The organism is Corynebacterium sp. AOP40-4SA-5 (assembly GCF_052377355.1).
GTDB lineage: Bacteria > Actinomycetota > Actinomycetes > Mycobacteriales > Mycobacteriaceae > Corynebacterium.
The window spans coordinates 1-20638 of the sequence record NZ_JBQSWS010000034.1 but is presented as its reverse complement, the minus strand read 5'-3'; the positions used below and the strand labels follow the sequence as shown (position 1 = coordinate 20638).

General features: G+C 68.8%; 21 protein-coding genes and 1 pseudogene. 12 read left to right on the top strand and 10 right to left on the bottom strand.

From position 1 onward, the window contains the following. The 3 genes from ACT3S3_RS14365 to ACT3S3_RS14355 form a co-directional block, all read left to right on the top strand. Positions 1–370 (top strand): YceI family protein (locus ACT3S3_RS14365; protein WP_444626954.1); only part of this gene is annotated, 370 nt, incomplete at its 5' end. Between the two features lie 40 nt (positions 371–410). After that, positions 411–863 (top strand): CrcB family protein, encoded by a 453-nt coding sequence (locus ACT3S3_RS14360; RefSeq protein ID WP_301442415.1) that lies wholly within the window; start codon positions 411–413, stop codon positions 861–863. After that, positions 860–1234 carry a fluoride efflux transporter FluC gene (locus ACT3S3_RS14355; RefSeq protein ID WP_301442416.1) on the top strand — a complete coding sequence of 125 codons (375 nt, stop codon included), beginning with the start codon at positions 860–862 and terminating at the stop codon, positions 1232–1234. Before ACT3S3_RS14360 ends, ACT3S3_RS14355 begins: the two co-directional genes overlap by 4 nt. Here the strand turns inward: ACT3S3_RS14355 and ACT3S3_RS14350 are convergent, their stop codons facing one another. After that, positions 1235–1726 (bottom strand): hotdog fold domain-containing protein, encoded by a 492-nt coding sequence (locus tag ACT3S3_RS14350; RefSeq protein ID WP_301442417.1) that lies wholly within the window; start codon positions 1724–1726, stop codon positions 1235–1237. Between the two features lie 186 nt (positions 1727–1912). On the opposite strand from ACT3S3_RS14350, the gene trxA reads away from it, so the two are divergent. Continuing rightward, positions 1913–2281, top strand: a complete 369-nt coding sequence (gene trxA, locus ACT3S3_RS14345; RefSeq protein ID WP_301442418.1) for a thioredoxin — start codon at positions 1913–1915, stop codon at positions 2279–2281. A 25-nt stretch (positions 2282–2306) separates the two neighbouring features. On the opposite strand, the gene ACT3S3_RS14340 is transcribed toward trxA, so the two are convergent. After that, entirely contained in the window at positions 2307–3380 is a 1074-nt protein-coding gene (locus ACT3S3_RS14340; protein WP_301442419.1) for an NAD(P)-dependent alcohol dehydrogenase, read from the bottom strand. Positions 3381–3512: 132 nt separating this feature from the next. On the opposite strand from ACT3S3_RS14340, the gene ACT3S3_RS14335 reads away from it, so the two are divergent. From ACT3S3_RS14335 to ACT3S3_RS14325, 3 genes are all read left to right on the top strand, one after another. Beyond that, a complete protein-coding gene (locus ACT3S3_RS14335; RefSeq protein WP_301442420.1) occupies positions 3513–4364 on the top strand; it encodes a PspA/IM30 family protein in 852 nt (283 codons plus the stop codon). A gap of 272 nt (positions 4365–4636) precedes the next feature. Further along, a complete protein-coding gene (locus ACT3S3_RS14330) occupies positions 4637–6190 on the top strand; it encodes a DHA2 family efflux MFS transporter permease subunit (RefSeq protein ID WP_301442421.1) in 1554 nt (517 codons plus the stop codon). After that, entirely contained in the window at positions 6174–6545 is a 372-nt protein-coding gene (locus ACT3S3_RS14325) for a hypothetical protein (RefSeq protein ID WP_301442422.1), read from the top strand. The genes ACT3S3_RS14330 and ACT3S3_RS14325 overlap by 17 nt, the downstream gene beginning before the upstream one ends. Positions 6546–6558: 13 nt before the next feature. Here the strand turns inward: ACT3S3_RS14325 and ACT3S3_RS14320 are convergent, their stop codons facing one another. The 7 genes and pseudogenes from ACT3S3_RS14320 to ACT3S3_RS14290 form a co-directional block, all read right to left on the bottom strand. Beyond that, entirely contained in the window at positions 6559–7218 is a 660-nt protein-coding gene (locus ACT3S3_RS14320) for a YdcF family protein (protein ID WP_301442423.1), read from the bottom strand. 105 nt (positions 7219–7323) lie between these two features. Beyond that, positions 7324–7959, bottom strand: coding sequence for an Ltp family lipoprotein (locus ACT3S3_RS14315; protein ID WP_301442424.1), 636 nt, complete (start codon positions 7957–7959; stop codon positions 7324–7326). Positions 7960–8081: 122 nt separating this feature from the next. Beyond that, on the bottom strand, positions 8082–9203 hold the full coding sequence (locus tag ACT3S3_RS14310; protein ID WP_301442425.1) for an FUSC family protein: 1122 nt from the start codon (positions 9201–9203) through the stop codon (positions 8082–8084). Beyond that, entirely contained in the window at positions 9200–10264 is a 1065-nt protein-coding gene (locus ACT3S3_RS14305) for a baeRF2 domain-containing protein (protein WP_301442426.1), read from the bottom strand. The genes ACT3S3_RS14310 and ACT3S3_RS14305 overlap by 4 nt, the downstream gene beginning before the upstream one ends. A 28-nt stretch (positions 10265–10292) precedes the next feature. After that, positions 10293–11200 (bottom strand): annotated as a pseudogene (locus ACT3S3_RS14300) (SDR family oxidoreductase). A 113-nt stretch (positions 11201–11313) separates the two neighbouring features. Next, entirely contained in the window at positions 11314–12696 is a 1383-nt protein-coding gene (locus ACT3S3_RS14295; protein ID WP_301443081.1) for a GntP family permease, read from the bottom strand. A gap of 23 nt (positions 12697–12719) precedes the next feature. Then, on the bottom strand, positions 12720–13271 hold the full coding sequence (locus ACT3S3_RS14290) for a gluconokinase (RefSeq protein ID WP_441578804.1): 552 nt from the start codon (positions 13269–13271) through the stop codon (positions 12720–12722). A gap of 185 nt (positions 13272–13456) precedes the next feature. On the opposite strand from ACT3S3_RS14290, the gene ACT3S3_RS14285 reads away from it, so the two are divergent. Together ACT3S3_RS14285 and ACT3S3_RS14280 are read left to right on the top strand one after the other, a co-directional pair. Beyond that, positions 13457–15754, top strand: a complete 2298-nt coding sequence (locus tag ACT3S3_RS14285) for a glycoside hydrolase family 3 C-terminal domain-containing protein (protein ID WP_441578803.1) — start codon at positions 13457–13459, stop codon at positions 15752–15754. A 110-nt stretch (positions 15755–15864) separates the two neighbouring features. Continuing rightward, on the top strand, positions 15865–16518 hold the full coding sequence (locus ACT3S3_RS14280) for an enoyl-CoA hydratase-related protein (RefSeq protein ID WP_301443076.1): 654 nt from the start codon (positions 15865–15867) through the stop codon (positions 16516–16518). A gap of 29 nt (positions 16519–16547) precedes the next feature. Here ACT3S3_RS14280 and ACT3S3_RS14275 read toward each other — a convergent pair whose 3' ends face one another. Then, the gene (locus ACT3S3_RS14275) at positions 16548–17735 is read right to left on the bottom strand and encodes an acetyl-CoA C-acyltransferase (protein WP_301443077.1); all 1188 of its coding nucleotides are present in this window, start codon (positions 17733–17735) and stop codon (positions 16548–16550) included. A 290-nt stretch (positions 17736–18025) separates the two neighbouring features. On the opposite strand from ACT3S3_RS14275, the gene ACT3S3_RS14270 reads away from it, so the two are divergent. The 3 genes from ACT3S3_RS14270 to ACT3S3_RS14260 form a co-directional block, all read left to right on the top strand. Beyond that, positions 18026–18931: an SDR family NAD(P)-dependent oxidoreductase gene (locus ACT3S3_RS14270; RefSeq protein ID WP_441578802.1), complete on the top strand. Its 906-nt coding sequence runs from the start codon at positions 18026–18028 to the stop codon at positions 18929–18931. Between the two features lie 5 nt (positions 18932–18936). Beyond that, positions 18937–20382, top strand: a complete 1446-nt coding sequence (locus ACT3S3_RS14265; RefSeq protein WP_301443079.1) for an MFS transporter — start codon at positions 18937–18939, stop codon at positions 20380–20382. Continuing rightward, positions 20379–20638, top strand: a 260-nt coding sequence (locus tag ACT3S3_RS14260) for an AMP-binding protein (RefSeq protein ID WP_301443080.1), incomplete at its 3' end; no start/stop codon positions are given. The genes ACT3S3_RS14265 and ACT3S3_RS14260, both read left to right, overlap by 4 nt.

The following is a 20638-nucleotide window of genomic DNA, read 5'->3' as shown; positions in this document are numbered from 1 at the left end:
GGCCGGTTCGCTGGACACCCGCAACGCCGACCGCGACGGCCACGTGAAGTCCGCGGACTTCTTCGACGTGGAGACCTACCCCACGATCACCTTCACCTCCACCGGGGTCGAGGCCGAGGGCGACGACCACCTCCTGGTCACCGGTGACCTCACCATCAAGGACGTCACCAAGTCGGTCACCGTGGACTTCGAGTTCGACGGCGAGGTCACCGATCCCTGGGGCAACAGCCGCGTGGGCTTCGAGGGTTCCACCGAGATCAACCGCAGCGACTTCGGCCTGACCTGGAACGCCCCCCTGAAGAGCGACGGCGTGCTGGTCTCCGAGAAGATCAAGCTGAACTTCGACGTCTCGGCCACGAAGAACGCGTGACCGCCTGACGAATCGTCCGCGGTGGCCTAGCATCGCGGACATGACTTCTGTGACGTCCGGCCCGACCTCGGGCCACGGTGCGCGCACCGCCGGCCTCCTCGTCTTCGCCGGGGGAGCGGCGGGCGCGTTCCTGCGGTGGACGTTCACCGTGGACACCGGTGTGACCGGATCCCTGTGGCCCCTCCTGGTCGTGAACCAGGTAGGGGCCTTCGTCATGGGCATGCTCGTCGGGGCGCTGCCGTTCGTCCGGGACGTCGGACGCAACGGCGCCCCCGGGCGTCGCGAGCGCCTGCGGCTCACGCTCGGCACCGGCCTGCTCGGCGGGTTCACGTCCTACTCGGCGATCGCCGCGGCGACCGTACAGGACGCCGGGGGCCTGCTCGGGCCGGTCGTCTACCTGGTCGGCACGGTCGTCCTGGGGCTGCTGCTCGCCCGCGCGGGGCTGTGGTGCGGGGAACGCCTCGTGCCCGGTGAGGGGAGGGCGGCGGCATGACCGGGGAGGTGTCCCTCGTCGCGGCATTGCTCGTCGCCCTCGGCGGCGGGTCCGGGGCGTGGCTGCGGTGGCGGTTGGACGCGGCGATCTCGCGTCGCTCCCGCGGCGACCTGCTCCTCGGGCTGCTGGTGGTCAACACCGCCGGCTCGTTGGCGCTGGGTGCGCTCTACGGACTGAGCGACAGCTGGTGGCTGATCGCCCTGGTGGGCACCGGACTCTGCGGCGGTTTCACCACCTTCTCCAGTGCCTCGGTGGACGCGGTGGGGTTGCTGCGTGGCGGCCGCGTGCTGCCGGCGGTGGTGTCGGTGGTGGCCATGGCGGTCCTGGCCGTGGTGGCCTTCCTGCTCGGCCACTGGCTCACGGACTGGTGATCAGCCCTTCTTCGCTGACACCCACACGTCGATCTGGGCGTGGACGGGCTCGTTGCCGGCGTCGTCGATCAGCGCGATGTCCACGGTCACGAGCTGTCCGCCGGTCTCACGGGTGATGGTGGAGAAGTCGGGGAAGTCCGCGGTGGCGGTCACGGTGAGCCCGCCGGAGGACTTGGCGGGGTAGTCGGCGCGCATGCCGCGCGGCAGCCACCGGTGCGTGGTGGGGACGCTGGACTCGCAGAGCATTCCCATGGCCGCCTCCGCCCCGTTGAGCGCGGCGATGACGTGGTAGGTGCCGATGTGGTTGCGCACGCCCCACCAGTCACCGATACGGACCACGGCTCGTCCGGGCTCGGCCACGCGGATACGCGGGAAGACGGTGCGGAAGTAGGGTGCCTTCAGGCTGAACCCGAGGGAGAAGAGCCCGCGGCCCGGTGCGCTGCCGTTGAGCTTCTTCCACAGCTTGTAGGTGCCGGTGGCGTGTGTAGTCATGTTCCCAGACATTATCGGAACGCCGGGGCCGCCGCAGGCGGTTGACCGGAGCCGTGACGCCACGTCGCGGTCCCCGGTACCGTGGGGCGGTGAACCCACGCCGGGGAATACGTCCCGCCGCACGTGACGTTGAACCCGTGTAGACAGATTCGACGACAGACACGCGTCAGTAAGGAAGGTACGGCAATGGCCACCACCACGATCACGAACGAGAACTTCCAGGACACCATCCAGGGCGACGGCATCGTGCTGCTCGACTTCTGGGCCGAATGGTGCGGTCCCTGCAAGCGTTTCGGCCCGGTCTACGAGAACGTGTCCGAGAAGTACCCGGACTACACCTTCGGCAAGATCGACACCGAGGCGAACCAGGACATCGCCGCCGCACTGCAGATCCAGTCGATCCCCACGCTGATGGCGTTCCGTGACGGCATCCTGGTCTACCGCGAGGCCGGCGCGCTGCCGCCCAAGGCCCTTACCGACCTGATCACCGAGGTCGAGGGCCTGGACATGGACGACGTTCGCCAGAAGGTCGCCGAGCAGCAGCAGAACGGCTAGCGGTACCTCCCGCCGGTCCGTCCGCTCAGATGGTGCGGGCGTCGACGACGGCGCGGTAGCGCACCTGTGACCCCAGGACGCGCCGGTAGGCTTCGTTGACGTTGTCGGCGGAGACCAGCTCGATGTCGGCGGTGATGCCGTGTTCGGCGCAGAAGTCGATCATCTCCTGGGTCTCGGCGATGCCGCCGATGTTGGAGCCGGCGACGCTGCGCCGCCGTCCGGCGAGCTGGCCGGTGCGGATGTTCATGCCCTCCGGGGGGAGACCGAGCATGACCAGGGTGCCGTCCACGGCAAGCATGCTGATGTAGCGGTGGATCGGCAGGACGGCGGAGACGGTGTTCAGGATCAGGTCGAACTCGTCGGCGTGGTCCTTGTGGAAGGTGTCGGCGGCGTCCCCGCCGGTCGCGACGTAGGAGGACGCGCCGAACTTCAGGCCGTCCTCCTTCTTCGACAGGCCGTGGGAGAAGACGGTGACCTCGGCGCCGAGGGCGACGGCGATCTTCACGGCCACGTGGCCGAGTCCGCCCATGCCCACCACCGCGACGCGGGACCCGGGGCCCACGCCCCAGTGCTTCAGGGGGGAGTAGGTGGTGATGCCGGCGCAGAGCAGCGGGGTCATCGCGGCCATGGTGTCGCCGTCGATGCCGCCGGGGAGCTCGGGGATGCGGATGAGGAAGTCGTCGCGGCACACGATGTGGGTGGAGTAGCCGCCCTGGGTGATGCTGCCGTCGTGCCGGTCGACACCGTTGTAGGTGCCGGTCAGGCCCTCGAGACAGTAGTTCTCCTCACCGTCGGCGCAGGACGCGCACTCGCCGCAGGAGTCGACCATGCAGCCGATGCCGACGATGTCGCCGACGGCGAACTTCGTGACGTCGGCACCGGTCTCCAGGACGGTGCCGATGATCTCGTGTCCGGGTGACAGGGGGAAGTTCTCGTGGGGCCAGTCCCCGTTGACGGTGTGGATGTCGGAGTGGCAGATGCCGGACCAGCGGATCTCGAGCAGGCAGTCGTCCGCGCGCAGGTCGCGGCGGGTGACGGTGCCCTTCGTGAGGTCGGCCCCGGCGGAGGTGGCTTCGATGCAGGCGGCGGTTGTAGTCATGGTCACCGATGGTAACCGTCCTTCGGGACGGACAGACGGAAAACCCTTTATGCTGGGGATGGACCGGACACGCGCCGTGCGAAGACAACGAAGACAGTGAAGACCGCGGAAGACAACGTTAGGAGTGCCGCCATGGCGAATCCCTTCTCGAAGGGTTGGAAGTACCTGATGCAGTCCCTCGACACCACCATCGAGGAGAACGCCGACCCGAAGGTCCAGATCCAGCAGGCCACCGAGGCGGCGAAGAAGCAGCACCGTGAGGTCACCGAGTCCGCCGCCCGGATCATCGGCAACCGAAACCAGCTGGAGATGACCCTGAACCGGCTGGTCAAGGACCAGGAGAAGCTGCAGAACAACGCGCGCACCGCCCTCCAGCAGGCCGACAAGGCCACGTCCGAGGGGGACTCCGCCGCCGCCGGCGAGTACACCAACACCGCGGAGATCTTCGCCACCCAGCTCGTCACCGTGGAGCAGGAGATCGAGGACACCAAGAAGATGCACGCCCAGGCCACCCAGGCCGCGGAGCAGGCACAGCAGCAGCAGAAGCAGTCGGAGGTCCGGCTCAAGGAGCAGATGGGCCAGATCGACCAGCTGCGCGCCCAGGTCGACCAGGCGAAGATGCAGGAGAGCTCCAACCAGGCGCTGGAGTCGATGCAGGGTATCCAGGCCGACGACAGTGTGCCCACGCTCGACAGCGTCCGCGACAAGATCGAGTCGCGTTACGCCAACGCGCTCGGCGCCCAGGAGCTCACCGAGAACAGTGTGCGCGGGCGCATGGCCGAGATCGAGACCAGTGGGCGCGACATGGCCGCGGCCTCGCGTCTGGAGCAGATCCGTGCGGAGCTCGGCGGCGGGTCCGCCGGAGAAATCACCCCCGGAGAGGGTTCCGGGGAGGGTGACGCGAAGAGCATCGAGGACGCCGCATCCGAGGCGTCCGAGCCGTCCGACGCCGAGGCCACGGACGGTTCCACGACCGAACGCTGACCTACGTCATGTGTGGTCAGACCCAGGTTGCACGGGTCCCCGACCCCCTCTAAGATGGCAGGGCTAGTGCACGGGTGCGGTGTATTTCGTCGCCACAGAGCCCGACGTCCCGGATAACGCATACGAGACCTCCGATCGCAAGGGGGTCTTTTTGCTTGCCTTATGACCCGTGCAGAGTGCTGTGGCGTGTGATTCGCCGCCGCAGCCCACCGACGACGGATCCCACACCACCTGTGTGAGGCCTCGTCGTGCAGTACCCCGGGAGGAACCCCATGGCACACACCGATCCACATTCAGGACCAGACTCAGGAGCCCCGTCCGCGGCGCAGAACACGGGCACCCGTCCCGCCAACGAGGGCGTGAACGTCGGGCTGCTCATCGGCATCCTCGTGGCCGCGGCCTTCGTGGCGATTCTCAACGAGACCGCCCTGTCGAACGCACTGCCCACGCTGATGCGTGAGTTCGACATCACCGAGGACGTCGCCCAGTGGTTGACGACGGTGTTCATGCTGACCATGGCGGTCGTCATCCCGACCACCGGTTACCTGATGCAGAGGCTGACACTGCGGGCGATCTACATCATCGCCCTGTCGCTGTTCCTCGCCGGCACCGTCCTCGCCGCCGCGGCCCCGGCGTTCGCCATCCTGCTGGTGGGACGCGTCCTCCAGGCTGCCGGCACCGCCCTGATCATGCCCTTGCTGATGACGACCATCATGATCCTGATCCCGGTGGAGCGCCGCGGCTCGGTCTTCGGCCTGGTGACCATCGTCATCGCCGTGGGCCCGGCCCTCGGCCCCACGTTCGCCGGCCTCATCCTGGAGCTGCTGAACTGGCGCTGGATCTTCATCGTCATGATCCCGCTGGCCGTGCTCGCACTGCTGATGGGTGTCTGGCAGATCCGCAACTTCCAGGAGCCCAGCCGCCCGCCGTTCGACCTGCTGTCCGTGGGTCTGTCCGCGGTCGGTTTCGCCGCGACGATCTACGGCCTGTCCGGCCTGTCTGCGGCGGCCGAGGGCTTCCCGACCGTCGCCGTGGTCTGCCTGGTCGTCGGCGCGTTGGTCCTGACCGTCTTCTTCCGTCGTCAGGGCATGCTGATGCGCGCCCAGGCAGCAGGGGAGCACCGCGCCCCCCTGATGAACACCGAGCCCCTGCGCATCCGCGAGTTCATCCTGTCGATGGCACTGATGCTGCTGTCCTTCGGTTCGCTGTTCGGCTTCATCATCATCATGCCGATCTTCGGGCAGACCGTGCTGGGCCTGTCTGAGCTGCAGACCGGCCTGGTCACGCTGCCGGGCGGCATCATCATGGGTGCGATGGGCCCGATCGTCGGACGTCTCTACGACCGCGTGGGTACCCGGCCCCTGATCATCCCGGGCGGTGCCCTGCTGGTCGCCGCGATGGTCATGCTGCTGATGCTCGACGAGAACAAGACGTTCTGGTACCTCGCCGCAGTCGCGGTGGTGCTGAACATCGGGCTGTCGCTGATGATGACCCCGCTGATGTCGAACGCGCTTGCCGCCGTGCCGGACAAGATCTCCTCCCACGGTTCGGCGATCCTGAACACGCTGCAGCAGCTCGCCGCCGCGGCGGGTACCGCGCTGTTCATCGCCGTGATGGGCATCGGCTCCTCGCGATCGTCCGCGGGTGATCCGGTGGGTGCCCTGGTGGACGGTGTCCACATCGCGTTCTTCTTTGGCGCGGGCATCGCCGTGCTTGTGTTCGTCCTGGCCCTGGTGCTGCGCATCGACGCGCGGGACATGGGCAAGGACACGGCCGAGTCGTCGGCCGGTTCGCCGGCTGGGGCCGAGGATGCCCGGGACGCCTGACCGCCGGGTCGTCCTCACCGCCGTCACCGTGATCGCCCTGGTCGCGGTGGTCGGCGTTGTGGCGTTGTGGTGGTTCCTGCAGAGCTACCAGACGCTCGCCGGCGGGCTGGGGGAGTCCGGGGCACGGGAACACTGCGGTGAGGAGGTCCGCTGGGAGACCGGTTTCGGGCAGGACGCCGAGCTCGACCTGTGGGACGCCCGACCGGACACGGACGCCGACCGGTGGGTCGTCGACGGGCAGGTGTTCAGCGAGCACGTCGAGGGCGTCGAGGTGACCCACGGGGCACGGGACGACGGCATGCAGTTCCGCTGCCTGGTGTCGGAGGACCGTGTCACCGTGGAGATGCTGGACTGACGGGGGGCGACGGTCAGCCCACGCCGCCGACGTAGCCGAAGGCGCGCAGGCCAGCGTCACGGTAGTTCTTCAGCGCGCGCAGGTAGTGCGGGTCGGAGGTCACCACGATCGTGGTCCCACCGAGTTTCTCGATCGTCCCGGCGGTGTTCTCCACGTTCTGCAGGGTGTTCCACGAGTCCTCCTCGAGGATGATGTCGTTGTCGACACCGCGGTCCTCCAGGCCGGCCTCCATGACGGCCGCCTCGCTCGGGCAGTCCTCGACGGTGACTCCGCCGGTGAGGATCGCCGGGTTCTCCGGGTGGTCCTTCAGCAGCCGTGCCGCGGCGTCCAGCCGGTCCTCGAGGACCGGCGGTGCCGAGCAGTCGTCCTGCAGCTGCGCGCCCAGGACCACCACCGGGGCGGCGGTGCGCCCGAGGATCTCGTTCGCCAGGGGAGTGCGAACGAACTCGGAGTCGGTGATGTTGTAGACCTGCTGCTTGGCGTCGGCGACGAGGTCGTCCACCACCGATACCGAACCAGACACCGAGCCGCCGGCGGACCCCGTGCCTGAGCCGGGGAGGCCGGGGTCGGCGAACGCCGGGGCGGCACCGACGGCTCCTGCGGTCAGGGCGGCGGCGAGGCCGGTGGCGACGAGCCCTCGGCCCCGCACGGGGCGGTGGTGGTGGGACGGCACAGCTGGACTCCTTGCGAGATCGGGGATTGGGCGCCGGGCGCTCAATAGTGCTGAAAGCATAACTGCTCTCGCCGCGAGCCGAAACCCCCGAACTCCAGGAGGGAGCTACCGCTCCAGGTTCGCCAGGGCGTAGTCCGCCTCCTCGACGGTGAACTTCTCGCCGTACTCGGACACGAGCTGCTCGTGGATCATGGTCGGGGACATCGCCATGGTGTCCTGGTAGGTCCGCGCCTTCTCCAGGGCGTTGGCGTTCCAGTCGGCCTCCACGTTGTCCACGGCGTACTGGGCGGCCTCCGCGGAGAACCCCTCGCCGTACTCCGAGGTCAGCTGGTCGAAGACGCCGGCCTTGGACATGTGCATCATGTCTGAGTACGTCGTCGCCTTACGCAGTGCCGAGCTGTACTCGCGCGGGACGTCCCCACCGGCGTCCTGTGCGGTGTCCTCCTCGACCGCCTCCTCCACGACGGGTTCCTCGGCTTCCTGTGCGGCTTCCTGTGCGGCGGCCTCGTCGACCACCTCGTCGACCAACGGCTCCTCCGCGACCGGGGTCACCTCGGTGGTCTCGGTGGCGCCTGCGGTGGCGGTCTCGTCGTCCTCACCGGTGACGGCCACGGCCACGCCGATCACCAGGACCACGGCGAGGGCGATGAACCAGATCCTCTTGTAGAAGGGCTTCTTGGCGGGCTGCTCAGGCTGGAAGGGCTCGGGCTGGAACGGCTGGGGCTGAAAGTTCGTGGTCACGGTGAAACGTCTCTCTGTCTCGGTGGGGGCGTCCTCTCCTCGAAGGACTGGACAGATCATCGCACCGGCCACGGACGTGAAAATTTCGGTGTTCGAACAAAGGTGTCGAACACGCGGCGGCCTCAGCTGGGCGCGCGGGCCTGCCGCGAGGAGGCCACGTCGTCCACGATCTCCACGATGTGCTGCAGGCCGGTGATCATCGTGCCGTACACCGGCCAGTGGATGGTCGGCAGGTTCTCGTCGTTCGAGAGCTGCTCGGTGAGGTTCTCCAGGCGCGTTGACAGGGGCTCGACCTCGGCGTCCGGGTTGGCCACGGCCCGTCCGGAGTCGCGCGCGACCGAGGCCCACTCCTCACGGAAGCGGGTGTCCCACTCACCGTCGGCGTAGGACGCCTCACGCAGCGTCCGGGCGAGGTTGCGCAGGTGCGAGACGCCTTCACCGGCGCGCCGCAGGATGTCCTCCCAGCTGGCGTCCTCCGGGTCGGGGGTCTGCTGCCCGCGGGCGCGGGCCCGGCGTAGCTGGTCCAGGTAGGACCGCGGGTTGGCGCGCCGGCTCTCCCGGGCGAACCGCACCACCGACCAGGCGGAGTTGAGCTCCTCGTTGATCGAGTCGGTCTCCCGGATCCAGTCGTCGGCGTGGTCGGTGTCCCAGGACGAGGCGAACTCCTCGCCCATGTTCTCCAGCACCGAGCCCATCCGGCGGTTCACGCTGTCCACGTAGCGCGACGCCTGACGGTCCCGCAGCGGGGGCAGGACCAGCAGGTTCACCACCACACCGACGACGATGCCCACCGCGATCTCCATCATGCGGTCGCCGAACTGCTGTTGCTGCTCGGAGAAACCGTCGCTGAGGATGAAGATCGACATGGTCGCGACCGTGACACCCTCGTCGCGGATCCACGGCAGACGCGCCAGCACCAGCCCCACCAGCAGCGCCAGGGCGTACGTCCACACGGAGACGCCGAGCAGGTGGCCGACGAGGAAGGCCACGCCGATGCCCAGCAGCGAGGCGATCGTGGACTGCACCCCGCGCGACAGGGTGCGGTAGGCGGTCGCGTCGATGGTCAGCAGCGCCACCCACGGGGCGAGGAAGGGGAAGCTGGTGTCGAGGAAGGTCACCGAGATCCACCAGGCCCCGGTCGCGGCGATCACGCACTTGGCGATCTGCAGTGCGGCCGTGGAGCCTTCCGGGCTGGTGAACTGTCTCCAGAGCCGGGTGACGAAGCCCGGCTCGTCCTGGGTCATCCGTTCAACTCCGAGCTTCCCAGTTCCTCGGGTGCCTCGAAGCGCAGGACGGCGGCGATGCCGTCGGTGACCTCCGCGTCGATCAGGGCGGCGTCGGCGTCGACCTGCGCGCAGCTGACCACGATCTCGCTCTCCCCGGTGGTCGGGACGTCGTAGTTGAGCAGCAGTGTCTCCACCGCGCCCATGCCTGCGGCCTGGAGCACGGCGTGCACGCCCTCGGCGGTGCGGCCGCGGGCCCGTGCCTCCTCGAAACGTTCGGTCTGTGCCAGGGCGTGGCCTGCGGCGACGTCGCTGGCGATGGTGCCGACGGCACGGTCGAGGGCCTCGCCGGCGTTGTCGCCGGACGCCTCGGTGAGTCCGCCCTCGTCGGTCTCCTGCACGGTCGCGGCGAGTTCGGTGCCCAGTTCGCCGCGTACGGCGGCGCGCCCCTGCGTCTCACCGGCCAGCACCAGGACGTCCGGACGCCAGGCGCGTGCCGTGGCCTCCAGGTGGTCGGCGACGCCACGGGCGTTCTGCTTGACGGCCTCGTCGGCGCGGCGCTGGATCTGGTTGTGTGACAACGCCCCTTGCCGGGGCTTGCGGACGGGCTCGTCGCTGCTGGCGTCGACGACGTCGTGACCGCTCTCGTCGAGGTTGCGGTCCTCGGTGGCCACGAGGCGCCGGACCACGGCACCCGTCTGGTCGACGACGGCGAGCAGGACGCGCACCGCGCGTGCACGTTCACGCACGTAGGCGGACAGTTCGGGGATGTCGCCGAAGGCGGAGTCGTCGCCGGTGCCGGCGCGGGCGTCCCACGCCTCGTCGAGCAGGACACCGCCCGGGTGTGCGACGATCACGCGACCGTCGGTCTGCACCTCGGTGGCGTCGGGGGTGGACAGGGCGTCGTCGATCGCGGCGAGCGTCTCCTCTCCGGCACCGTCGTCGGCGAGCGAGGAACGCTGGGCGTCCCACCGCAGGCGTAGTTCATTCGCCGCGTCCTCGGAGGCGGCACGTCCCTCCAGGTAGAGGGTCGCGAAGGGGCCCTGCGCATCGCTGAGGCCGCGGACTGTGTCGAGTTTCATCGTTCGGGTCCTTTCGTGTGGTTGTGCGTCACGGGGTCATCTGTCCGCCGTTGACGTGGATGGTGGAACCGACCACGTAACTGGACTCCTGCGAGGTCAGGAACACGTAGGCGGGTGCGAGCTCGACCGGTTGGCCGGAGCGTCCCAGCGGGGTCCGTGGCCGAAGCCCGGCAACGCGTCCTGCGGCTGGCCGTCGGAGACCTGCAGCGGCGTCCACACCGGCCCCGGGGCCACGGCGTTGACGCGGATCCCCTTCGGGGCCAGCTGGGTGGCCAGACTCTTGGTGAGGTTGTTGATCGCCGCCTTGGTCGAGGCGTAGTCCATGATGTGGTCCGAGGGGTCGTAGGCCTGGATCGACGTGGAGTTCACGATCGTCGCCCCGGGCCCGAGGTGCGGCAGCGCCGCCCTGGTCACCCGGACCATGGCGTGGACGTTCACGTCGTACGTCCTCGTCCACTGCTCGTCGGTGACCTCCTCGAAGGAGGGCACGGTGATCTGGCGTCCGGCGTTGTTCACCAGGGCGTCCAGCCCGCCGAGGCCGGCCACGGCCTGTTCCACGAGGTCGGTGCAGTACGCCTTGTCGCCCAGGTCGCCGGGCAGCAGGACGGCGCGACGCCCCTCGGCCTCGACGAGGTCGGCGACGCGCCGGGCGTCCTGCTCCTCCTCGGGGAGGTACGCCAGGGCGACGTCGGCACCCTCGCGGGCGAAGGCGACGGCGGTGGCCGCACCGATGCCGGAGTCGGCGCCGGTGACCAGCGCCTTACGGCCCTCCAGGCGTCCGGTGCCGCGGTAGCCCGTGGCGCCGATGTCGGCGGCGGGGACGAGGTCGGCGTCCAGTCCGGGTTCGGGCTGATGCTGCTTCGGCGGCTCGATCCTGGGGTGGCGGGTGACGGGGTTGGTGAACGTGAGTTGGTCGGTCATGGTTCGTACTCCCATCTGTCGTTCCAAAGTCCCACGACCCTACCTGCATCTTGAACAGCACAAAGCGGGGCCACCCGGAGGGGTGGCCCCGCGAGGGGAGCGTGCGACGGGACGGTTCTGACGACCGGTCAGATGATCAGGTGGACCAGCATCACCACGGCCAGGGCGACCACGGAGAGGATCGTCTCCATCAACGACCAGGTCTTCAGCGTCTGCGGCACGGTCATGCCGAAGTACTCCTTGACGAGCCAGAAGCCGGCGTCGTTGACGTGGGAGAAGAACACCGAACCCGCGCCGACGGCCAGGACCAGCAGGGCGACCTCGGTGGAGCCCATGCCGGCGGCGACCGGTGCCATGATCCCGGCCGCGGTGACGGTGGCCACCGTCGCCGAACCCGTGGCCAGGCGGATGAACACCGCGACCAGCCAGCCGGCGATCAGCGGGGAGACCGGGGCGGCCTGCACCCACTGGCCGACCACGTCGGCGACCCCGGTGTTGACCAGGGTCTGCTTGAATCCGCCGCCGGCACCGACGATGAGGATCACCCCGGCGATCGGGCCGAAGGCGCCGCCGACCTGGTCGGAGACCTCCTGGCGGGTGCGTCCCACACCGAAGCCGAGGAAGAACATCGCCACCAGCACGGTGGCGAGCAGGGCCACGATCGGCTCGCCGAGGAACTCGAAGGTCTTGTAGACCACGGAATCCTCGGAGACCTGCAGCGACTCGACCACGGTGCGCGAGAGCATCATGACCACCGGCAGCAGCACCACGGTGAGGCCGCGTCCCACGGACGGACGGTCCTCGTCGGAGACGACGGTGACGTCCTGCCCGGAGATGGAGGTCGGGGCCTCGATCGGCACCCACCGTGCCATCACCTTCGCCGACAGCGGGCCGGCGATCGCCACGACGGGGATCGCGACCAGCAGGCCCAGGGCCAGGGTGAGGCCCAGGTTCGCGCCCAGGGCGTTCACCGCGATCAGCGGGCCCGGGTGCGGCGGCACCAGGGCGTGCAGGGCGGACAGGCCGGCCAGGGCCGGGATACCCAGCAGCATCACCGGCAGCTGGGACCGGCGCGCTGCCAGCATGACCACCGGGATCAGCAGGACGATGCCGACCTCGAAGAACAGCGGGATGCCCAGCAGCATCGCCAGCCCGGCGATGACCCAGGGGCGCAGCGCGGGTCTGGTGCGGTCCAGGAAGGCGTCGACGATGCTGTCGGCGGCGCCGGACTTCACCAGGAACTGGCCGATCACCGCACCCAGGGCGATGAGCACGCCGACGTCGCCGACGGTGCCGCCGAAGCCCTCGGTGAAGCTGCCGAACGCCTCGACCAGCGGGGTGCCGGCGACGAGCGCCAGCACCGCCGAACCGATCATCAACGACAGGAAGGGGTTCAGCTTCGCCCAGACGATCAGCACGATGATCAGGGCGATGCCGACGACGGCGGCGGCGACCAGCTGGCCCTCGCCGGCGGTCGAAGCTGTGGCGTCGGCGGCGTCGGCGGCGAGCAGGAGGGGACCGTCCGCCGCGGGTGTCACGGTCGGCCACCCTCGTGGGCGAGTGTGGCCAACGCGCTGAGTGCCAGCACCTCGTCGGCGAGGGCCTCGGGGGTGTCGGTGGCGTCCACGGTGAGGCCGTTCTCGTCGTCGGCGAGGCCCTCGAGGGTGTCCAGCTGCGAGCGCAGCAGCGAGGCCGGCATGAAGTGGCCCTTGCGGACCTCCATGCGCGCGGCGAGCACGTCCTCCGGGGCGTCGAGCAGGACGAAGAACTCGTCGCCGACGGCCTCGCGGAGCACGTCACGGTAGGACTTCTTCAACGCCGAGCAGGTCACGATGGTGGAGTGGCCCTTCTCCGCCTGGGAGGTCATCCAGTCGCGCAGTTCGTGGAGCCAGGGCCAACGGTCGTCGTCGTTGAGGGGCTGGCCGGAGCCCATCTTCTTCTTGTTCGCCTCGGGGTGGAACACGTCTGCCTCGGCGTAGGGGACGCCGGTGCGCAGCTCGAGCTGTTCGGCGATGGTTGTCTTGCCGCTTCCGCTGACGCCCATGATGACGAGGTGGACGGGGCGGGGACGGGGTGTGTCGGACATGGCACTCGTTTCTGGTTGGACGGGTGGTCTTGCCGAGACTGTACCCCTGACGACCCCGCCGCGGAAGGTTCCGATTATGGCCGTCTCTGTGTCTTCGCCTGTCTTCATGCCCCTTCATGTTGATTTCCCCGGAGGGGCGAGTGGCCCGCACCACATCCGGTGAAGATTCCCCGTACAAAGGACCCATGAGCCACCACACCACCGATGCTCCCGACGTATCAGCACTGCCCCTCGCCGACCGGGCCGCCCTGGGATCGGGCCGCAACTTCTGGCAGACCAGGGAGGTGGACGGAGCGCAGGGCACCATCCCCTCCGTCACCCTCACCGACGGCCCGCACGGCCTGCGCAAGCAGACCGGCGGGGTGGACCACCTGGGCCTGGCCGGCAGCGTGCCGGCCACGTGCTTCCCGCCGGCGGCCGGCCTCGGCCAGAGCTGGGATCCGGAACTCCTCGAACGCGTGGGCGCCGCCCTGGCCGCCGAGGCCCGCGCCGAGGACGTCCAGGTGCTGCTCGGCCCCGGCGTGAACATCAAACGATCGCCCCTGGGCGGGCGCAACTTCGAGTACTACTCCGAGGACCCTCACCTGTCCGGCGTGCTCGGCTCCGCCTGGGTCACCGGCCTGCAGGGTGGGGGAGTGGGTGCGAGCCTGAAGCACTTCGCGCTGAACAACCAGGAGCACGACCGGATGCGCGCCAGCTCCGACGTGGACCCCCGGCCGCTGCGCGAGGTCTACCTGCGCGTCTTCCGCAGGATCGTGGAGGACGCCCGCCCCTGGACGGTCATGTGCTCCTACAACGCCGTCAACGGGGTGCCGGTGCGCCACCGCCGCGACCTGCTCACCGACGTCCTTCGCGGCGAGTGGGGTTTCGACGGGGTCGTCGTCAGTGACTGGGGCGCCGTCGGTGGCCGGGTGGCCGCCGTCGCGGCGGGTCTGGACCTGCAGATGCCCTCGGACGGTGGGGCGTCCGACGACGAGGTCGTCGCCGCCGTCGAGGCCGGTGAGCTCGACGAGGACGTCGTCACCACCGCCGCAGGACGCGTCGCGCGCCTGGCTGCCCGGGCGCGCCGGGCACAGGAGGCACAGGAGGCGTCCGGCGGTGACGGGGCCGCGGTGGACGCCGAGGCACACCACGCCCTTGCCCGCGAGGCAGCCGCGGCGTCCATCGTCCTGCTCAAGAACGACGACGCCGACGGCCGCCACATCCTGCCCATCGCCGCGTCCGGCGTGACCGGCTCCGTCGCCGTCATCGGCGCCTTCGCCGCGGAGCCGCGCTACCAGGGGGCGGGCAGCTCGCACGTGAACCCGACCCGGGTCGACTCGCCGTTGGAGCTGTTCAAGGAGCGGATCGCCGCGCCGGTGACCTACGCCGCCGGGTTCACCACGGACGGCTCGGGACGCCACGCCGGGCTGCTCGCCGAGGCCGTGGAGGACGCCGCCAACGCCGACGTCGCCGTGGTCTTCCTCGGCCTGTCGCCCGACCAGGAGACCGAGGGGCTCGACCGCACCGACCTCGGCCTGCCCGCCGAACAGCTCGGACTGCTGCGGGCGGTGCGCGCCGTACAGGACCGGGTGGTGGTCGTGCTGTCGCACGGCGGTGCCCTGGAGCTCGGGGAGGTCAGCGACCTCGCGCCGGCCATCCTGGACGCCAACCTGCTCGGCCAGGGCGGCGGGGCGGCCATCGCCGACGTGCTCACCGGGACGGTCAACCCCTCCGGAAAACTCACCGAGACGCTGCCCACCCGGCTCGCCGACAACCCGTCCTACCTGGACTTCCCCGGGGAGCACGGCCACGTGCGCTACAGCGAGGGCCTGTTCGTGGGCTACCGCTGGTACGACGCCCGCAACCTGCGCGTCACCTACCCCTTCGGCCACGGGCTGTCCTACACCACCTTCCGCTACGACGACGTCTACGGGCAGCCCGACGACGACGGGGACGGCATCACCGTCACGGTCACGGTGACCAACACGGGACGCCGCGCGGGACGTGAGGTCGTCCAGGCCTACGTCGCCGTCCCGGACTCCTCGCAGGTCAGGGTGGAGCGGGCGCTGGCAGGCTTCGGGTCGGTGACCCTGGAACCCGGTGCGAGCGAGGAGATCGAGATCCACCTGGACCGCCGTGACCTGGAGTACTGGGACGTGCGGGTCGACCGCTTCGTGCTGGAACCGGGCCGATACGTGGTGCACCTGGGATCCTCCAGCCGGGACCTGCGCGGATCCGTGGAGGTCGACCTCGAGGGTGAGGAGGTCCGCGTGCCGCTCACGTTGGAGTCCACCCTCGGCGAGGCGCTGGCGGTGCCGTCGGTGGCGGAGTCGCTGGGCAACGTCTTCGGCGGGGACGGTGAATCCGGTGGGGACGGGTTAGGCGTCGACGTGGTGACGTTGATGTCGTCGATCCCCCTGGACCGCGTCGCGGGACTGAGCGGCGGCTCGGTGACGCGTGAACAGCTCGAGGAACTGCTCGAGCGGGCGAATCACGGTTAATCACGGGTAATCACGGTTAAGACGGGGCGGCGGCGGAGCGCACCTGCGACACTGGGGGAGTCACCGCCCGCCGACCTGCCCGCCGACCCGTGAGGAAAACTGTGCCCACTGTGCCCACTCTTGCCCGCCGCGACGACGTCTTCGTCCTCGACCTCGGCGACACCGAGAACCGCTTCCACCCGAGCTGGGTCGAGGAGGTCACCGCCCTGCTCGACGAGGTGGGCGCCGCCACCGGGCCCCGTGCCCTGGTCACCACCGCCACCGGCAAGTTCTTCTCCAACGGCCTGGACCTGGAGTGGCTCGAGGACCACCAGGACCAGCGCGCCGACTACCTCGACAGCGTGGAGGCCCTCTACGCCCGGATCCTGTCGCTGCCGGTGGTCACCGTCGCCGCCGTGCAGGGGCACGCCTACGCCGCCGGCGCGATGCTCACCCTGGCCCACGACCTGCGGGTCATGCGTGCCGACCGTGGGTTCTGGTGCCTGCCGGAGGCAGACATCGGCATCCCCTTCACCGACGGTATGTCGTCGCTGGTGCGCGAGCGGCTGGACCGCCAGGTCGCACACCGGGCCATGGTCACCTCCGAGCGTTTCGGCGGGGTGGGCGCCGCGGCGTCCGGAGTGGTCGACCGCGCCGTCGACGAACAGGACGTGCTGCCCACCGCCGTGGACCTCGCCGCCGCGCAGACGGGCAAGGCGGGGGACACCCTGGCGACGATCAAGGCGCGGATGTACGCTCCGCTGCTCGAGGAACTGCGCGGTTAGGAGGCGGGTGCCGTCTCAGGACGCTCAAGTCAGAGCGCGCGCAGCAGCACGGCGCTGCCCTGACCGCCGCCACCGCAGGCCGCGGCGGCACCGAGGGAGCCGGGGCCGGCGTCCTTAAGCTCGCGGGCGAGGGTGCCGATGATGCGGGCGCCGGTGGCGCCCAGCGGGTGGCCCAGGCCGAGCGCACCACCGTGCGGGTTCACGACCTCGGGGGCCAGGCCCAGGTCACGGGCCGACTGCAGGCCGACGAGGGCGAAGGGCTCGTTGATCTCGGCGGCGACGAGCTCGTCCGGGGTGGCGCCGATCTTCTCCAGGGCGGCGGAGATGGCGTGGGACGGCTGGGAGTGCAGGTAGGTGTTGTCCTCGGGGCCGGCGACGAAGGCGGTCGCCTCGATGCGGGCGATCGGGGTCATGCCGTACTTCTCGGCGGCCTCCTCGCTGACGATCACGAGTGCGCCGGCACCGTTGGCCAGCGGACCGGTGTTCCCGGGGGTGATGGTGTCCTTCTCGCCACCGAGCAGCGGGCGCAGCTTCGCCAGGCCCTCCATGGTGGTCCCCGCGTGACCGCTGTTGTCCGAGGCCAGGTCGCCGCCGTCCTTCGCGGCGCCGGGGAAGGGCGCGATCTCCTCGTTGCGCCAGTCGGCGAACTCGGCCACACGGCGCTGCGACTCCACGGTGTAGGCGTCCTGTTCCTCACGGGAGACGCCGAGTTCCTTGTTGCCCTGCTCGGTGAGCTGGACCATGTTGATGTTGTAGAACATGTCCTGCAGGCCGTCGAGGTCGATGAGGTCCACGAGGGTGGCGTCGCCGCGTCCGGCTGAGGCACGCAGGTTGATCACGTGCGGCACCTGGGAGTGCGACTCCTGGCCACCGGCCAGGACGATCTCCGCCTCGCCGGCGTTGATCAGGCGTGCGGCCTGGGCGACGGCCTCGAGGCCGGACAGGCAGACGGCGTTCAGGGTGATGGCGGGGACCGTCTTCGGCACGCCTGCCCCGGCGGCGGTCTGGCGGGCGGGGTTCTCGCCCGCGCCGGCTTGCATGACCTGCCCGAAGACCACCTGGTCGATCTGGTCGGGGGTGATGCCGGCGCGTTCGATCGCGGCCTTCGCGGCGTGCGAGCCCAACGCGGTGGCGGGCTGGTCGGCGAGAAGGTCGTGGGGCTGCCCCGTGAACTTGGTGAACGGGGTGCGGGCGTAGCTCGCGATCAAAGCGGTCATGACTGGTGCTCCTCCGGATATGAGGTGAGTGTTCGTGCACGGTCACCCGGGGTGCCCCGCGCCCCCTCCAGTGTTCTCTTGTGCCGCAGGTCAGGCATGGGTTCGGGGGTGAAGGGGGTGCAATGCAATCAGCATCTTTCTACTCCCATAAACCACCTTGGCCGGTTGCTGGACCTCCCGCAGGTCGCCCGCAAAGAGATTTTGTGAGGTAGATAATCTCCTTGACATATATGAGACCTGTGACACATAATACTCGGGAGTACTGCAGGTAAACGCGATAAGGAGCAACCGTGAACTTTGAAGGACAAGTAGCCGTGATCACCGGTGCCGGCGGAGGTCTGGGCAGGTCCCATGCCCTCGACCTGGCGTCCCGGGGAGTCAAGGTCGTGGTCAACGACCTCGGTGCCGCCGACGCAGTCGTCGCCGAGATCGCCGCAGCCGGAGGAGAGGCCGTCGCCTCGTCCGCTGATGTCTCGGATGCGACGGCGGCCGCCGCGATGGTCGACGAGGCCGTACAGCGATGGGGCCGGGTCGACATCCTCGTCAACAACGCTGGCATCTTGCGCGACAAGACGTTCGCGAAGATGGACCTCGACGATTTCCGCAAGGTCGTTGATGTTCACCTCATGGGTTCCGTGAACTGCACGAAGGCCGCCTGGCCGCACATGGTCAAGCAGGGCTACGGGCGCATCCTGATGACAACCTCGGCTTCCGGAATCTACGGGAACTTCGGCCAGGCGAACTACGGTGCGGCGAAGTCCGCACTCGTCGGACTCGCCAACGTCCTGGCCATCGAGGGAGAGCGAAAGGGAATCCGGGTCAACGCGCTCGCTCCTACCGCCGCAACCCGGATGACAGCGGGCTTGATCGAGGAGGACGCTGCAGCGCAGCTCGGCCCAGAGACGGTCGCTCCCGGTGCCGTTTTCCTCGTCTCGCCGGACGCCCCGACCGGGGTGATCCTTGGTGCCGGTGCCGGTGTCTTCGCGGTCTCCCGCATGGTCGAGGCAGAGCCGGTGGCCCTGCCAGCGGAGGAGTGCACGGCCGAAGGCGTTGCTGCCAACTGGGACAGGATCTCCGATCTCGGGGACCCGCACACCCTCGGGTCCGCATTCGACCAGACGGCACTGTATGTGCAGTTGGCCAAGGAAGCTTCGGGCTCCGTGACCGCAGGCGCAGCCGCCGGACTGGGGAGGTGAGCACGATGTCGATCAAGAATCCTCCGGCAGTCCGAGAGCCCAGCCGAGGCGACAAGTCCACTGGTGGCATCCACGCACTGGCCACGAGGAAGGCTATGCTCCGGCTGCTGCCCATCCTGTGCCTCGCCTACTTCATGTCCTATGTGGACCGCACCAATATCGCGATGGCGAAGACGCACCTGCAGGCGGATGTCGGCATCAGTGTCGCCGCATTCGGTCTGGGAGCCGGACTGTTCTTCATCACCTACGCTTTCCTCGAGGTTCCCAGCAACCTCATCATGTACCGCGTCGGGCCTCGTCGGTGGATCTTCCGCATCGCGGCGAGCTGGGGAACGGTCACCGCACTGATGATGTTCGTGACCAACGACTTCACCTTCTACCTCTTGCGCATGCTCCTTGGTGCGGCTGAGGCGGGTCTGTTCCCGGCGATGATGTTCATGATCACGCAGTGGTTCGCGCAGAAGGACCGCGCGACCGCAATCGGGTACACCTATCTTGCCGCTACCCTTGGGATGTTCTTCGGAGCTCCCTTGGGCGGTGCCCTGATGGGTATGCAGGACACGGCGGGGCTCCATGGTTGGCAGTGGATGTTCCTCGTCGAGGGCCTGCTGACCATCCTCGTGGGGCTAGTCGTCCTGTTCATGCTGCCGGACAAGCCTCAGAAAGCGGACTGGCTGAGTCAGGAGGAGGCCGATGCTCTCACGGAGGCGGCGACCGGCGGTGATGAGGCGCATGAACGGCATTCGCTCAGAGGCAATTTCAAAGTCGCCTTCGGGCGCCCGTTCATCCTGCTCGTGGGGCTCATCTACTTCCTCAATCAGGTCACGAACAACGGTGTGACTTTCAACGTCCCCTCCATCATCGAGGAGATGAACATCAGCAGCAGCTTCACCATCGGTCTACTCAGTGGAGTTACTGGAATCGGTGGCACGGTGGGTGTCCTCGTGATTCCCCGAATCGCGAAGCGATACACCAACGAGTCCGCCATCATCGGAATCCTCGCCATTGGCTGTGCCGTCGCCGCAGCGGCATTTCTAATGACCTCCTCGCCCGTGCTTCGGATCATCCTGATCGGTGTTCTCGGCTTTCTGTTCATCGGAACTCTCCCGCTTTTCTGGTCTGTGGCGATGCCGCGGATGACCGGCCTCATGGCAGCGGCCGGCCTGGCGTTCATCAACACCGTCGGGCTCACCGGAGGATTCGTCGGACCCTACGTCTTTGGTCTGGCGGAGACCGCGTCGGGTACTCCGACCACCGGGTTCTGGATCATCATCGGAGTCTCCATAGTCGGTGGCCTGCTGTCTATCGCACTCGGACGGGCCCTGAAGAAGGAGGACCAGGTGATGGCAAAGGAGGCCGCCCAGGCGGCGAAGACCGGGACGACGTTCCGGCAGGCGGACGTGAACGATCGGCTCGTCCGTGACGGCGAGATCCTCGAGGAGGACAAATGAGTGACATGACCAGAGAACCCGAGCTCGGCTTTCCGCTGTCGGCGATCCCCGGCTTCTACGCCGCGGAAATGCCCGACACGGTCGTGGTGGAGGCGGGCGGACGCTCGCTTACCTGGCAAGAGCTGGAGGAGGGGAGCAACCGGGCTGCCCGTGGCCTCACAGCACGCGGGGCGGAACCGGGACGTATCGTCTCTATCCTTCTGCCGAACTCCACTGACCTCATTCTCGCAGTGTTCGCCTGCTACAAGGCCGGGGC